Origin of the sequence: Parahalioglobus pacificus, assembly GCF_014652275.1 — a bacterium.
GTDB classification, from domain to species: Bacteria; Pseudomonadota; Gammaproteobacteria; order Pseudomonadales; family Halieaceae; genus Parahalioglobus; species Parahalioglobus pacificus.
The window spans coordinates 472,756-487,689 of record NZ_BMYM01000001.1; the positions used below are offsets into that span (position 1 = coordinate 472,756).

The 14,934-nt window shown below is 58.0% G+C and carries 10 protein-coding genes; 5 read left to right on the forward strand and 5 right to left on the reverse strand.

Annotated elements, in window-relative coordinates; translation table 11 throughout:
* Positions 1 to 4 precede the first annotated feature (4 nt).
* A complete protein-coding gene (locus tag IE089_RS02260; RefSeq protein WP_189474773.1) occupies positions 5 to 1,333 on the reverse strand; it encodes an efflux RND transporter periplasmic adaptor subunit in 1,329 nt (442 codons plus the stop codon).
* Positions 1,334 to 1,502: 169 nt separating this feature from the next.
* Here IE089_RS02260 and IE089_RS02265 point away from each other — a divergent pair, with 169 nt between their 5' ends.
* Together IE089_RS02265 and IE089_RS02270 are read left to right on the forward strand one after the other, a co-directional pair.
* Positions 1,503 to 2,900 carry a sigma-54-dependent transcriptional regulator gene (locus IE089_RS02265; RefSeq protein ID WP_189474775.1) on the forward strand — a complete coding sequence of 466 codons (1,398 nt, stop codon included), beginning with the start codon at positions 1,503 to 1,505 and terminating at the stop codon, positions 2,898 to 2,900.
* Positions 2,890 to 4,242: a sensor histidine kinase gene (locus tag IE089_RS02270; RefSeq protein WP_189474777.1), complete on the forward strand. Its 1,353-nt coding sequence runs from the start codon at positions 2,890 to 2,892 to the stop codon at positions 4,240 to 4,242. The genes IE089_RS02265 and IE089_RS02270 overlap by 11 nt, the downstream gene beginning before the upstream one ends.
* 77 nt (positions 4,243 to 4,319) lie before the next feature.
* Here the strand turns inward: IE089_RS02270 and IE089_RS02275 are convergent, their stop codons facing one another.
* The 3 genes from IE089_RS02275 to IE089_RS02285 all read right to left on the reverse strand — a co-directional run bounded on the left by IE089_RS02275 (position 4,320) and on the right by IE089_RS02285 (position 6,866).
* Positions 4,320 to 4,790, reverse strand: coding sequence for a hypothetical protein (locus IE089_RS02275; protein ID WP_189474779.1), 471 nt, complete (start codon positions 4,788 to 4,790; stop codon positions 4,320 to 4,322).
* A 70-nt stretch (positions 4,791 to 4,860) separates the two neighbouring features.
* Complete coding sequence (locus IE089_RS02280) at positions 4,861 to 6,591, reverse strand: sodium:solute symporter family protein (RefSeq protein WP_189474781.1); 1,731 nt, start codon at positions 6,589 to 6,591, stop codon at positions 4,861 to 4,863.
* Positions 6,592 to 6,599: 8 nt separating this feature from the next.
* A complete protein-coding gene (locus IE089_RS02285) occupies positions 6,600 to 6,866 on the reverse strand; it encodes a DUF4212 domain-containing protein (RefSeq protein ID WP_189474783.1) in 267 nt (88 codons plus the stop codon).
* 242 nt (positions 6,867 to 7,108) lie between these two features.
* Between IE089_RS02285 and IE089_RS02290 the strand changes: the two genes are divergently transcribed.
* Both IE089_RS02290 and tadA read left to right on the forward strand, forming a co-directional pair.
* A complete protein-coding gene (locus IE089_RS02290) occupies positions 7,109 to 8,716 on the forward strand; it encodes a SulP family inorganic anion transporter (protein ID WP_189474785.1) in 1,608 nt (535 codons plus the stop codon).
* A gap of 21 nt (positions 8,717 to 8,737) precedes the next feature.
* Positions 8,738 to 9,196, forward strand: a complete 459-nt coding sequence (gene tadA, locus IE089_RS02295; RefSeq protein WP_189474787.1) for a tRNA adenosine(34) deaminase TadA — start codon at positions 8,738 to 8,740, stop codon at positions 9,194 to 9,196.
* Between the two features lie 244 nt (positions 9,197 to 9,440).
* On the opposite strand, the gene mltF is transcribed toward tadA, so the two are convergent.
* Positions 9,441 to 10,892 (reverse strand): membrane-bound lytic murein transglycosylase MltF, encoded by a 1,452-nt coding sequence (mltF, locus tag IE089_RS02300; RefSeq protein ID WP_189474789.1) that lies wholly within the window; start codon positions 10,890 to 10,892, stop codon positions 9,441 to 9,443.
* Positions 10,893 to 11,033: 141 nt separating this feature from the next.
* On the opposite strand from mltF, the gene purL reads away from it, so the two are divergent.
* Entirely contained in the window at positions 11,034 to 14,933 is a 3,900-nt protein-coding gene (purL, locus tag IE089_RS02305) for a phosphoribosylformylglycinamidine synthase (protein WP_189474790.1), read from the forward strand.
* Position 14,934 lies beyond the last annotated feature (1 nt).

Sequence of the window (14,934 nt, forward strand, 5' to 3'; positions counted from 1 at the left end):
CGTTTCAAGCGTCTTTTTGTGTATTCAGTACCAGCAGGTCCATGTCGCGGAACCCGCTGTAAGGTGAGGTAATGACAATTTCGCCGGCTTCCAGGCCATCCAGCACTTCGATGTAGTCAGTGTTTCTGCGCCCCAGCTTTACTTCACGTTTCACGGCGGTGCTGCCGTCGGGACTGGCAACAAAAATCCACTTTCCGCCAGTGTCTTGATAGAAAGAGCCATTAGGGATTAGCAGCGCCTCGGTGGCATCGCCCAGCGTGAGTTTGGCTTGGATGGTTTGGCCGCGTCTGAGATCGGTTGGGGCGTCGCCGACAAACTGCATGTCGATTTCGAATTGACCGGCTTCGACATTGGGGTAAATCTTGGAAACCCGCAGAGCCCTTTCCCTGCCATTGCGCGCGAAGCTGACCACCTGACCGATATCCGTGCGGTTCAGGTAGAACTCATCGATATCGGCCACCAGTTTGAAGCTGTCAGCATGGTCGACTTGTCCGATGCGGTTGCCGCGACTGACGTTTTGGCCAACTTCCATGTCAAACCCGGAGAGCTTGCCGTCCACCGGCGCCTTGATTTCCAGTTCCTTGAGGCTGTCGCGAGCAAAACGCAGGTTCTGCTCCATGACACCGGTGTTTTCACGGAAGAAGGCCAACTGCGCCGCCATCAGGCGCTCGTCCGTGGCCTGACTCTCAATGGTTACGTCGCGCAGTGCCCGGTTGTAGGCCAGTTGATCCACCAGGTCGTCGTAGTCACCTTTTGCGGTGAGACCCTTCGCGAGCAATTGGTCCTGGCGTTCAATTTCTCGGGTCAGCCGTCGGATCTCATAGTCCACGTCCACCAGTGTGCGTTTGTGGCCCAGACGGTTCTGCTCCAGACGCAGCTCCTGGTCGCGCATGCTGTTGAGTTGCTCCATGACTCGCGATTCAGTGCTCATAACGCTGAGCTGCAGGTCGGAGTTGGACAGGCGGACCAGCGGCTGGCCCGCCACAACGCTGGCACCGTCTTCAACCAGTATTTCTTCGACGCGCCCGCCCTGAACGGCATCCAGAAAGACGGTGGTCAGCGGTGCGACGCGGGCTCGCACGGGGATAGTGTCCTCAAACACACCGGATTCCACAGGCGAGAGCACGATGCGGCTGCCTGACACAGTGAGACTGCGCCCGGCCTGATGTGTGGTCCAAACTGCGGCGACGACGAGCATGAATACAACGGCAATACCGATCCCCCAGCGGCGATAACGGGAAGGCGGTTCGATGACCCGGTCCATCGATGAGCCAGGCCGTACTCCCTGCGCCGGACCCTCCGGGGATTTTTCCATGGAGCTGATAGTACCCATTGCTGTCGCTTTCCTGTGCGTGTTCCTGTTACAACCATTGCAACGGCTGTGCCAATTCCATAAGTCATTGAAAAATAAAGGCTAAAAATGATTTCGGACGCCTTGTAGTTTGTCGAGGTGTACGAATACGGACACCCGGTGTACGCTATCGAACACTTGGAGAGCAAAGATGCCTGGCGATAGTCATTCCATTCTGATTGTTGATGACGATGAAGATATCCTCACAGCGGGGCGACTTCTGCTGAAACGGGAGTTCGGTTCGGTGAATTGCTGTAATGATCCACACAGCATTCCCGAGCAGTTAGCGACGCAGCGTTTCGATGCCATTTTGCTGGATATGAACTTCTCGCCGGGTGAGAGCAGTGGGGAGCAAGGGTTCTACTGGTTGCGACGTATTCTGGAGCTGGATCCAGACGCGGTCGTGGTAATGATTACCGCGCACGGCAGTATGGATCTCGCCGTGGAGGCTATGAAACACGGGGCCACGGATTTTGTGGCCAAGCCATGGCAAAACGAAAAAGTCGTCGCCACCTTATCTGCTGCCGTCAAGTTACGTCGTAGCCGCACGGAGACAGCGACACTCAAGCGCAGAAACCAGGCGCTGGTTTCTGCCAGCGGTGCGGGTGATCAGTCGATAAGGGGTCAATCAGCCGAAATCCGCGAGGTGCTCTCCGTGATCAAGCGCACTGCGCCAACAGATGCCAACATTCTGGTGATGGGTGAGAACGGTACCGGGAAGGAACTCGCGGCCCGCCTGTTGCACCAACAGAGCCAGAGAGCAGACAACGTATTTATGTCAGTTGACCTTGGCTCTGTCTCGGAAACAGTGTTCGAATCGGAACTGTTTGGTCATCGTAAGGGCGCTTTCACTGGCGCTGCTACAGACCGTGTGGGTCGTCTAGAAGCGGCAAACGGGGGCACTCTGTTTCTGGATGAGATCGGCAATATTCCCCTTAATCTGCAAGCAAAGCTGCTTACTGTACTGGAGCAGCGGGCCGTGACGCCGGTGGGCAGAAATGAGGCGGTACCCATTGATATCCGTGTCATCGCTGCCACCAACGTGCCTCGAGAGCAGTTGGCTGATGAGGCCCGTTTCCGGCAGGACTTGTTGTTTCGTCTGAATACTGTGGAACTCACTCTGCCGCCGTTGAGGGCCCGCAGAGAGGACATTCCCGAGATTGCTAATTACTACGCGGATTTGTACTCGCAGAAATACCAGAAACCCATGCGCGACTTTTCACCTGAGGCGTTGTCGGCAATGCAATCCTATGCATGGCCGGGAAATGTTCGTGCGCTGCGCCACGCAGTAGAGCGTGCAGTGATACTCGCTGAGGGGGATAGCATCAGTGAGCTAGATTTACAGTTATCTGCCGCTGATGCTGTAAAAGTGGCCCAGGGCGCACAGGCTACCGACGTGGATGCCGATGACCTTAACCTGGAACGGATGGAGAAACGCACCATACAGGCAGCGCTCAAGCGACACCGGTACAACATCAGCCATGCAGCTCGCGAGTTGGGTTTGACCCGGGCGGCCCTGTATAGGCGAATGGAAAAACATGATCTTTAGGCGTTTCTCATGGCGCTTGGGGGTGCGCGTTGTGGTCCTTGTTGCCGTGCTCTGCCTTCTGGTTTTTCTGCTGCTGCAACCCGGCTACGTCATGATCAGCGTTTTGCTGGCGCTGATTGCGAGTTTGCAGGTCTTCGACATCGTGCACTTGATCCGAAGAACCAACAGGGAGCTGAGCCGCTTTCTCGATGCGGTTCGCTATGCTGACTTTGGGCAGCGCTTTGAGCTCAAACCGTTGGGTGCCGGCTTTGGCGAGCTGGGTGAAGTGTTTACGGATATCGTTCAACGATTTCAACAGTTGCGTAATTCGCAGGAAGAGTCCCTACGACACCTGCGCGCACTGATGGAACACGTCCCTGTGCCGCTGCTTTCTGTCTATGACGATGACAAAGTTGAGTTGCAGAACAATGCGGCGAGACGCTTGTTTGGCAGTGCTAAGATCGAGCGAATGGCTGACCTCGCGCAGTTTGGGGAGCCGTTCATGCAGCACATCGGCAAGATAGCGCCTGGCGAGCGGCGTCTCGCGGTGTTCCATACCGAGAGCGCTGAGCAACGGTTTACTTTATCGGCTACAGAGATAGCCATTGCAGGGCGTATAGAGCGCCTGGTCAGCTTACAGAACATTCAGAATGAGCTTGATGGTGTGCAACTGGAAGCTTGGCAAGATCTGGTGCGAGTGCTGACGCACGAGATCATGAACAGCATTACACCCGTCGCGTCACTGGCAAAAACAGCGGCTGACCTGGTTGACGATGCCTCTGGCAAGCTCGCAGATTACCCGGATGCAGTGGCAGAGCTGGACGATGTGCGCAGCGCCGTAACCACTGTAGCCAGGCGGTCAGATGGGCTTATGCACTTCGTTCAAGGCTACCGACAGTTGACGCGATTGCCACCGCCGGCGCGTCAGCGGATCGTGGTAGCTGACATGTTCAATGACGTCTTGCAACTCACGGAGACCGACCACAGTGCTGGGCAGGCTATCTGCCAGGCGCGGGTAGAACCGCAATCGCTGTCACTGGATGCAGACCCTGAAATGTTGGAGCAGGTGCTGCTCAATCTCCTGCGAAATGCCCGGCAGGCGCTGACGGGTACAAGTAATCCGGAGATTCTCCTGCAGGCCAGACTGAATCGGGGCGGGCATATCTGCCTTGTGGTCTCGGATAATGGCCCTGGCATTGACCCGGAGATCGCCAGCAAGATTTTCGTTCCGTTCTTCACCACCAAGCGTGACGGCTCTGGCGTGGGCCTGGCGTTAACGCGCCAGATCATGCTGGCTCATGGCGGTACGGTCGTCCTTGGGCGTAGCGAGAGCGGCGGCGCTAAATTCACGCTGACCTTTTGAATCTTGTGCGCCGGTCGAGGGGCTGCTGTTGCGACGTTTTTCCCTTAAAGAATGCGGCGTAGATCACGTGAGTGCACCTAGCGGCGAGTTGACTCTGAATCAACCAAGAACGCTGTGCCTGTTTCACCATAAAACTGCGTGCCCGCTACCTGGGCGACCAGTCGAATAGGGCTGCCGCCAAGAGTTTGCGGGGCCCGGTGCCAACGCCAGCGGTGGCCAGTGTGGTCTTCGCGCACCAGGCTAATGGGCTGCTGGGCGTCGGCTTCTGTGCCGGAGGTTGAACTGACGACCACGCCGTCCAATGCGTGGCGCGATGTCAGCAGCAGTGATGTGTCGCTATCGGCTGATATGGTCACACGGAAGTCGTTGTTTTCCAAATCACACTGGCCACTGGGCCAGCGGCAATTGCTTGCCGCAATCAATACGTAAGCCTGTCCTGCGATAGCGGGTGCCGCTTGCTCTCGGTTGATATGGCCCACGGCAAACCACGCTATGAGTGATAAGAGGGGCGCGACTAACAGCGCCAAGGCAATGTGTTTGTTCGCCAATTATCGTCGTCCCCGGAATGCGTCGGTAGTGAGGGGGCGAGCATGCGGTAGCTGTTTAGTTACCCGAGAATCAGTGGTCATTGGCTGATCCTGCGCCAGAGGGCACTCGAATGCTCTCCACGAGTTCGATGATGGATTCGGGCGGCTTAGTGGTGAGTGATGAAACGGAGAAAGCAACTGTGAAGTTCACCAAGGCGCCAACGACACCGAACGCATTGGGTTCTATGCCCAGGAACCAGTTTGCCGGCATGTCCCCGAGGAAGGCAGTCGAGGAGATAAACATGATGCCCTTGTGTTGGAACACATAGAAAAGGGTAACGCCGATGCCGGCAACCATGCCGGCTATGGCTCCTTCCTTATTCACGCGCTGGGAAAAGATACCCATCATTAGGGCTGGGAAGATGGAAGAGGCGGCCAAACCAAAGGCCAGCGCGACCGTACCCGCCGCGAAATCAGGTGGGTTGAGCCCCAGGTAGCCGGCGCATGCGATGGCCACCGCCATGGCGATGCGCGAGGCCATCAATTCCTGCCGTTCATTGATGCTTGGCGCAATCATGCCCTTGAGCAGGTCATGAGATATTGCCGATGCGATGGCCAGCAACAGGCCCGCCGCTGTCGACAGAGCGGCGGCGAGTCCGCCAGCAGCCACCAACGCGATGACCCAGTTAGGCAACTGGGCAATTTCGGGATTCGCCAGGACCATAATGTCCGGGTCAACTTTGACCATCTCGTTCACTGCGCTGTCGGCGCTGTATTGAATACGCCCGTCGGCGTTTTTGTCCTCAAATTCCAGCAGGCCGGTGGTCTCCCAATTCTTAAACCACTGGGGACGCTGCTCGTACGCGAGATGCTCGCCCGGGCTCGGCTCGATAGTTTGCATAAGATTGAGTCTCGCCATGCCGGCAACAGCGGGTGCTGTGGTGTACAGGATCGCGATGAACACCAGTGCCCAGCCTGCAGAGGATCGCGCATCGCGCACCTTGGGCACAGTGAAGAAGCGGATGATAACGTGCGGCAGGCCCGCAGTGCCGATCATCAGGGAAGCCGTGTAGGCGAACATGTTCAGGCCACTGAGCCGCACGTCGGTGGTGTATTCGGCAAAGCCAAGTTCGGTGACCATTTGGTCCAATTTATCGAGCAAAAACGTGTCGCCGCCAGATAGGGTCGCGCCCAGCCCCAACTGTGGGAACGGGTTACCCGTGAGTTGTAGACTGATGAAGATCGCCGGGATGGTGTAGGCCATGATCAGCACGCAGTACTGGGCGATCTGGGTATACGTAATGCCTTTCATGCCGCCTAGCACAGCGTAGAACAGCACAATCGCCATACCCACCAGAAGCCCCGTGGCGTAATCCACTTCCAGGAAGCGTGAAAAGGCAACGCCTACACCTTTCATCTGACCGATTACATAGGTCACGCTACAGATGATCAGGCACACCACGGCAACGGCTCTGGCGGCATTGGAGTAGAAGCGGTCTCCTATGAACTCCGGCACAGTGAACTTGCCGTACTTGCGCAGGTAGGGGGCAAGCAGCATTGCCAGTATGACAAAGCCGCCGGTCCACCCCATCAGGAACACAGAGCCACCGTAGCCCATGAAGGCAATCAGCCCCGCCATGGAAATGAAGGAGGCGGCCGACATCCAATCTGCTGCCGTTGCCATGCCATTGGCGATGGGATGAACACCGCCGCCCGCAACATAAAAGTCCTTGGTCGAGCCGGCACGGGACCACAGTGCGATACCGATGTAGAGCGCGAACGTGGCGCCCACAACCAGGTAAGTCAGAGGTTTCAAATCCATGGGTATGACTAGTCCTCGTCTACGCCGAACTCGCGATCGAGTTGGCCCATCTTCCGGGTGTAGTAGAAGATCAATCCGACGAACACGTAAATTGAGCCCTGCTGGGCAAACCAGAAGCCGAGCTTGAATCCGCGGAGTTGAATCTCGTTAAGGGCATCAACAAAGAGAATGCCGCAGCCGTAGCTGACGACAAACCAGATAACAAGCAGCTTACCCACCAGTGCCAAATTTCGTCGCCAGTAGGCTTTCGCCCGGTCATGGCTGAGTTGAGACATGAGGTTCCCCATTTTTTGTTATTGCTTCGAGCCTCGCTGAACTCGAATCCCTACCGGCATTAGTACCACGATGCGGCCCGGTATTCACTTGAGTTGGTTGCACAGCTCACCTAAAATCCGCGCCTTTCCTGATCGCGCTCACCATAATAGTGGCTCTCATCGCCTACATCGGCGGTCGGTATCTGAACTGATAACGCGCAGCTGCCCTCACCGGCGGCGTAGCGATGTACTGAGAGCAAAGTATGTTTGAGCTTCACGCCAACAAAGTAGCAACCGTACGCAACGACATATTGTCGGGGCTCACCGTAGCATTGGCGCTGGTGCCTGAGGCAGTCGCCTTTGCCTTTGTTGCCGGTGTTGAACCCTTGGTGGGGTTGTACGCAGCGTTCATGGTCGGCCTGATTACAGCCTGCATCGGTGGACGACCCGGCATGATCTCAGGCGCTACGGGTGCCTTGGCGGTGGTGATGGTGGCCCTGGTGGCGGATCACGGCGTTGAGTATCTGTTTGCTGCGGTGGTGCTGATGGGCATTATTCAGATCGCCGCAGGCCTGCTGCGCATGGGCAAATTTATTCGCATGGTGCCTCACCCTGTGATGCTCGGCTTCGTCAATGGCCTGGCGATTGTCATCTTTCTGGCCCAGCTAGTGCAGTTTGGCACACCGGGTGATGCTGGCTGGCTCTCCGGCACCGCGCTGGAAGGCTCCATCATCGACGTTGCCTGGCTTGAAGGGCAGGCCCTCTACAGTCTTTTGGGTTTGGTAGCGCTGACCATGGCGATTATTCATTTCTTGCCCAAGCTGACGACAGCGCTGCCGTCATCGCTTGTGGCTATTGGCGTGGTCAGCCTGCTGGTGATTGGTCTCGGCATCGACACCCGAGTGGTGGGTGACATCGCCTCCATCAAGGGGGGGTTGCCCAGCTTCCACATACCGGCGGTTCCATTGAACTGGGAGACGCTGACCATAATTTTCCCTTATTCGGTTGTCCTGGCTGCCATCGGACTCATTGAGTCGCTGCTGACACTGCGCCTGGTGGATGAAATCACCGAAACCCGTGGCCGCGGTAACCAGGAGTGTGTGGGGCAGGGCGTTGCCAATACGGTGACCGGCCTGTTCGGTGGCATGGGCGGCTGCGCCATGATTGGCCAAAGCATGATTAACGTGAACTCTGGCGGACGTGGTCGTTTGTCGGGTATCTCTGCGGCCCTGTTTTTGCTGCTGTTTATTCTGGTAGCGTCGCCGCTGATTGAAATGATTCCCGTTGCTGCACTGGTGGGCGTTATGTTCATCGTGGTTATCGGGACGTTCGAATGGAGTAGTTTCCGTGTCATTCGCAAAGTCCCCAAGGGTGATGCGTTGGTTCTGATTCTGGTTTCGGGCGTTACCGTGGCAACGGATCTGGCTGTTGCCGTATTGGTGGGTGTGATTGTCTCTGCCCTGGTGTTTGCCTGGGAGCACGCCAAGCAGATTCGTGTTGATTCGCTGGAGGACCACAAAGGCTCCACGGTCTACACGGTGCACGGACCTTTGTTTTTCGGTTCGGTGACCTCTTTCCTGGAGCAATTCAACCCGGCTGGGGCGAACCAGGACGTGGTCATGGATTTTGCCGATTCGCGTGTCTGTGACCATTCGGGCCTGGAGGCCATCGATACGCTCGCCGACCGCTATCTGAATGCCGGTAAAACGCTGCATCTGATTCACTTGAGTGATGAGTGCCGTCACCTGTTGAAGCGCGCTGGCAGTCTGGTTGAGGTCAGTGTGTTGGAAGATAACGAGGACTACAGCGCGCACAAAATGGGTGTGCTTAACCCCTTCCAGCCCACTGATTCGCCGCTACAATCTCAGTAGGGGAAGCAGCGGGAGCTTGGCGTGTCACAGCAGTCGCAAGATCAGCACTGGATGCGCGAGGCGTTGGATCTTGCCCGGCATGCGGGCGAGCAGGGTGAGGTACCGGTAGGCGCGGTGCTTGTGAAGGACGATGCCTGTATCGGTCGAGGCTGGAATCAGGTGATATCCGCTGCAGACCCCACGGCACATGCCGAGATTTGCGCATTACGAGACGCGGCCAGCGCCAAGAAGAACTACCGTCTGCCCGGTAGCACCCTCTACGTGACCCTTGAACCCTGCACCATGTGTGCCGGCGCGATTGTGCACGCCAGAGTTCAGCGGCTGGTGTTCGCCACCCGTGAACCCCGCGCCGGCGTGATTTGCAGTAATGACCAGTTGCTGGACAAGTCCTTCTATAACCACAGCCTGACTTGGACCGAAGGCCCTCTGGCGCAGGAGAGCGCCGAATTGCTTCGAGCCTTTTTCAAGGCGCGGCGTTGAACCTCACTTAGGCGGTAATGACTGCGGCCCCATTTGGCGCTCGTGATTGACGTCGTCCGATTATGCTGGGGATATGATTAACAAAAGCTTCTTTTGTGTTGTCCTTTGCGTCGCAGGGACGGCGCTCTGCCGTAGGGATGCGGCTCTTAACTCTCGTACTGCCCATAAGCGCCCTTTTTTCTGACACCCTCCCAACTCCCTGATAGCCCGGATGGGCGATGATTCGCCCGCCAGTATCGCTGGATCACAAGCCCAACAAACGCAAGCCCCTCAGTTGCTCGGGCAGCTGCTCTTTTACAATTATCGGTGCGCTGACCTGTTGGCTGGGTAGCTCCTGCCAATTCAGAATATTGTTGTAGTGCCTGATGTTCTGCACATAGGTCACTGCCTCCTGCCCGCGGGCATAGCCGTAACGTGTGTCCAGATAGTGTGGGCTTTTCTGCAGTAGCGGCAGGTAGTTCATCACGTCTTGCCAAAGGTGTGGATCGTCGCCACCGCGTTCGGTCAGTACTCGAGCATCCTCCAGGTGGCCGCGGCCGATGTTGTAGGCCGCCAACGCGAAGTAGGTGCGATCGGGCTCGTAGATATCGTCGGGCAGTCGCCGCTTGATGGTCTTGAGGTACCGCGCGCCACCGCGCAGGCTTTGCAGCGGGTCTGTTCTATCGGCCACGCCCAGTTCCCTGGCAGTGGGCAGAGTGAGCATCATCATTCCCTCCACGCCGGTGGGTGATTGCGCCGAGGGGTCCCAGTGAGATTCCTGATAGGCGATAGCGGCGAGAAGCTGCCAATCCAGTTGGTATTCTGCGGCAACCTGGCGAATCATGCCCTCGTACTCCGGCAGGGTGCGACGCATATTCAGTGTGAAGGTGTGTGAACCAATACGGTTCATGCTATCGGAATGGCCGAAGTGCTGATCTTCCAGCAGCGCCAGCTCACCGGAGTCGCCCAGTCGCTGGAATTCCGCGTTGATTGCCCGAGCAAGCGGTTCACTGCCCTTGCCTCCTGCGAGATACCACACCACTTGCTGTTCGTCGCCAAGATCAAAGCCTACCTTCAAGCGAGGGTATAAACTTTGTTGCGCCCTGAACTCATTTGAATCGAGCAGGGCAGCATCCGCCTCATCGTCATCCAGCAGCTCCAATAAGGCCATGGAGTCCGCGCCCTCGACTTCGCGCCATGTCAGTTCGGGATAGCCGCCAGCGCGCAAAGCCGCTAGTGCATCGCTGTGGCTGCTGCCAGCGAGCGACACGACACGCATATTGGTCAAGTCCTGCAGCCGTCGGGGCCGTTTCTTGCCGGCTTTGTAGATGACCTGTGGCATCAGGGTGGCGTAGGCGTCGGTGTGGGCAAAGCGGTCTCCGCGCGCAGCAGTGAGTGTGAGCCCGGCGGCGGCCAGATCCGCTTCGTTGCGCTCCAGTGCTGCAAACAGTTCTGCTAATGAGTGTGCTTGCACGACCCGCAAGTCCACCTTCAGCGCGGCGGCAACCTTGGCTGCGAGATCGTATTCAAAGCCAGCCGGTCCGCGCTTGTTCTGGTAGTAGGTGGTTGGGCTGTTGCGCGTCACGATGACGAGCTCGCCGCTGGCCTCAATCGCCGACAAGCGGTCGGTTTCCGAACAACCGATCACCGACGCTAACAGCACTAGGGCTGCTGCAGAGCGTACCAGGTGCCGCATGGCTGTAGACAGAGCACTCATAGGTTCAGTCTAGAGCGAAAACAGGCAACGGGGAGTCTCATAATTACCGTGGTAATTGATGGTGCTTTCGGTTAACGCGGAGGCTGGCAATCGGTACAATACGCGCCTTTCCAATGCCCCCAGATCGGAGCTCAGCTGCGCATGCTCATCCTCCCCGGATCACCGGCCCTCTCTGCGTTCAGACTTGAAAAACTGGCCACCAAACTGTCGGCTGTCGATGATGGTATTCGGGTGCTGCGCACCCAGTACGTTCATTTTGCGAACGCGGGCACCGAGGTATCTGACAGCGACAAACAAGTCCTTGAGAGTTTGCTGAGCTACGGCCCGGTGTCACAGGATAAGGGTGGCGATACTGAGGCTACTGGTACGCTGTACCTAGTTGTGCCGCGCCCCGGCACAATCTCGCCCTGGTCCAGCAAGGCAACAGACATCGCCCACAACTGCGGTGTGACGGCGGTGCAACGCCTGGAGCGCGGCGTGGCTTATTATCTCGAGCTGCCCGATCGCCTGAATACCGAACAGCGTCAGGCAGTTTCTGGTTTAGTCCACGATCGCATGACAGAAACCGTGCTCACCGAGCTGTCGCAGGCACAGTGCCTGTTCGCGACAGCCGAGCCGGCGGCGATGACACAGGTGGATATTCTCGGCGGTGGTCGTGATGCGCTGGTAACGGCGAACAGCCAGCTCGGGCTGGCCCTTGCCGACGATGAAATCGACTATCTGGTCAGCAGCTTTCAGGGACTGGGCCGCAACCCCAACGATGTCGAGCTGATGATGTTTGCCCAGGCTAACTCAGAGCATTGCCGACACAAGATTTTCAATGCCAGCTGGACCATAGACGGCGAAGATCAGCCGCGCTCCTTGTTCAGCATGATCCGCAATACCCATGAGCTCGGTGGCGAGGGTGTCCTGTCGGCCTATGCCGATAATGCTGCTGTGGTCGAGGGACACCATGCGGGCCGCTTCTACCCTGATCCGGACACGGCCGAGTATGTGTTCTCACAGGAACCCATTCATTTGCTGATGAAGGTTGAGACCCACAACCATCCCACGGCGATAGCGCCTTACCCCGGCGCCGGTACTGGCTCTGGTGGGGAGATTCGTGACGAGGGCGCGGTGGGCCGGGGCTCCAAACCCAAAGTGGGACTCACCGGATTCTCGGTATCCAATCTCAATATCCCGGGAATGAAACAGCCATGGGAGGGAGACTACGGCAAGCCAGAGCGCATTGTTTCTGCTCTGGACATCATGATTGAAGGCCCAATCGGTGGCGCTGCCTTTAACAATGAGTTTGGTCGACCGAATCTCTGCGGTTACTTCCGCAGCTTCGAGCTGGAGGCGCCTGGCGCAAACGGCGAGCTGGAGATGCGTGGTTATCACAAACCCATCATGATCGCGGGCGGCTACGGCAATATCCGTGAAGAGCATGTCGAAAAAGGCCGCTTTGGCGAGGGTGCGCACCTGATTGTTCTTGGCGGCCCTGCCATGTTGATTGGCCTGGGTGGTGGCGCAGCCTCGAGTATGGATAGCGGCGCCAGCCATGAGGATCTCGACTTTGCTTCCGTGCAGCGCCAAAACCCTGAGATGGAGCGTCGCTGCCAGGAAGTGATCGACCGCTGTTGGCAGCTGGGCGACGAAAATCCGATCGCCTTTATTCATGATGTGGGTGCTGGTGGCCTGTCCAACGCATTGCCAGAGCTGGTTAAAGACGGCGGTTGTGGCGGGGCTTTTGAGCTGCGCAAGGTGCCTAACGATGAACCTGGCATGTCGCCACTGGAGATTTGGTGCAACGAATCACAGGAACGCTATGTGATGGCTGTGCACCCTGAGAATCTGGCGCGATTCGAGGCGATCTGTGCCCGTGAGCGATGCCCGTACGCGGTAGTGGGGCAGGCAAGGGATGAGAAACACCTCACCGTCACGGATGCCACCTTTAACGATGCGCCCGTGGATCTGCCCATGTCTGTGCTATTTGGCAAGCCGCCGAAGATGCACCGGGATGCCGAGCGGGCGAAGATTGATGCGCCGGCTTTTTCGGCTATCCCCTCAGCGGCGGATGCGCTGGAGCGTGTGCTGCAGTTACCCTCTGTGGCCAGCAAATCGTTCCTGATTACTATTGGCGACCGCACCGTTACCGGCATGGTGGCCCGCGATCAGATGGTTGGACCCTGGCAGGTCCCGGTCGCAGACTGCGCAGTTACCACCGTGTCCTACGACAGCCACGCCGGTGAGGCGATGGCCATGGGTGAGCGTACGCCATTGGCCTTGCTGGATGGGCCTGCATCGGGACGTATGGCGGTGGCAGAAGCCGTTACCAATATTGCTGCTGCGCCCATTGCACAGCTGTCGGATATACGCCTATCAGCAAACTGGATGTGCGCCGCCGGATACGGCAGCGAGGACGCCACACTGTTTGACACCGTTCATGCTGTGGGCATGGACTTTTGCCCTGCGCTGGGAATCACCATTCCAGTGGGTAAGGACTCCATGTCTATGCGCACAACTTGGTCGCAAGGAGATGATGAGCGCGCAGTAACCGCGCCCGTGTCCCTGATTGTGTCCGCCTTCGCGCCCGTTACCGATGCCCGTGGCACGCTCACGCCACAGGTGCAGACGGTGGTAGAGCATGAGTTGTTCCTTATGGATATTTCAGGCGGCGCCGGCCGTTTGGGTGGCTCTGCGCTTGCGCAGGTTTACGCAGAGCTTGGCGATACGCCGCCCGACGTGGAAGACCCCCAGCGTTTGCAGGCCCTGTTTAACTTGGTGCAGGACGCAAACGCCCAGCAGGAATTGACGGCTTACCACGATAGATCCGACGGTGGACTGGCGGCGACACTGCTCGAGATGGCGTTTGCGGGGCGCTGCGGTCTGGCGATCGATTTGGCCACAGTGCCGGGTCAAAGCCTGCAAAAGCTTTTTGCGGAAGAGGTCGGCATTGTTGTGCAGGTGCCTGCGGAGAAGGTCGCATCCTTCAAGAGTCGCACGGCGACCCATGGACTGACTGACGCGCTGTACCCCTTGGGGCAGGCAATCGCTGGCGACCAGGTGTTTGTCACAGACGGTGATGCTGTGCTTATTCAAGACTCGCGAGCGCGTCTGCAAACGCTGTGGTCGGGCACCAGTCATGCTATTCAGTCTCTCAGGGATAACCCTGACTGTGCTGACGAAGAGCTGGCGCGGGTAACCGCGGAGGACGTCGGTCTTACGGTATCGCTGAGCTTTGACCCCGCAAAGGATATCTGTGCCCCGATGATAGCGACGGACGTGCGACCGCGTATCGCAGTCCTGCGAGAGCAAGGCGTCAATGGCCATGTCGAGATGGCGGCGGCGTTTCACCGGGCTGGGTTCACTCCAGTGGATGTCCACATGAGCGATGTGCTCAGTGGTAAGCTCTCGCTCGATGACTTTAAAGGACTGGTGGCATGTGGCGGCTTCTCCTATGGCGACGTGCTCGGGGCCGGAGAAGGCTGGGCCAAGAGCATTCGCTTCAATGATAGTGTGCGAGACAGCTTCGCCAGGTTTTTCCAGCGCAGCGATACCTTCACCCTCGGTGTCTGCAACGGTTGCCAGATGGTATCGACCCTGAAGGATCTAATTCCGGGAGCCGATCACTGGCCGCGCTTTGTGCGCAACCGCTCGGAACAGTTTGAGGCGCGCTTCTCGCTGGTAAAAGTCGAGGAGAGCCCCTCGATCCTGCTGGCGGGCATGGCCGGGTCTCATCTGCCTATAGCCGTGGCGCACGGTGAGGGCCGGGCCGAGTTCGCCAGCGATGAGGCGCTTGCAGCCTGCGAGGCCAGTGGGACAGTAGGCCTGCGTTACGTTGAGCACGACCTGTCGGTGGCGGCAGCCTATCCGGCCAATCCTAACGGATCGCCTGCGGGCATTACCGGTCTGAGCAGCCTTGACGGGCGCGCCACCATCATGATGCCGCACCCGGAGCGTGTGTTCCGTACGGTTCAGAACTCCTGGGCGCCGGCAGAATGGGGCGAGGATGCCGGTTGGATGCGCTTATTCCGTAACGCACGCCACTGGTTGGGTTGAA

Coding starts and splice junctions, on each gene's coding strand:
- IE089_RS02260 (WP_189474773.1), bottom strand. CDS start 1,333: ATGGGTACTATCAGCTCCATGGAAAAATCCCCGGAGGGTCCGGCGCAG.
- IE089_RS02265 (WP_189474775.1), top strand. CDS start 1,503: ATGCCTGGCGATAGTCATTCCATTCTGATTGTTGATGACGATGAAGAT.
- IE089_RS02270 (WP_189474777.1), top strand. CDS start 2,890: ATGATCTTTAGGCGTTTCTCATGGCGCTTGGGGGTGCGCGTTGTGGTC.
- IE089_RS02280 (WP_189474781.1), bottom strand. CDS start 6,591: ATGGATTTGAAACCTCTGACTTACCTGGTTGTGGGCGCCACGTTCGCG.
- IE089_RS02285 (WP_189474783.1), bottom strand. CDS start 6,866: ATGTCTCAACTCAGCCATGACCGGGCGAAAGCCTACTGGCGACGAAAT.
- IE089_RS02290 (WP_189474785.1), top strand. CDS start 7,109: ATGTTTGAGCTTCACGCCAACAAAGTAGCAACCGTACGCAACGACATA.
- mltF (WP_189474789.1), bottom strand. CDS start 10,892: ATGAGTGCTCTGTCTACAGCCATGCGGCACCTGGTACGCTCTGCAGCA.
- purL (WP_189474790.1), top strand. CDS start 11,034: ATGCTCATCCTCCCCGGATCACCGGCCCTCTCTGCGTTCAGACTTGAA.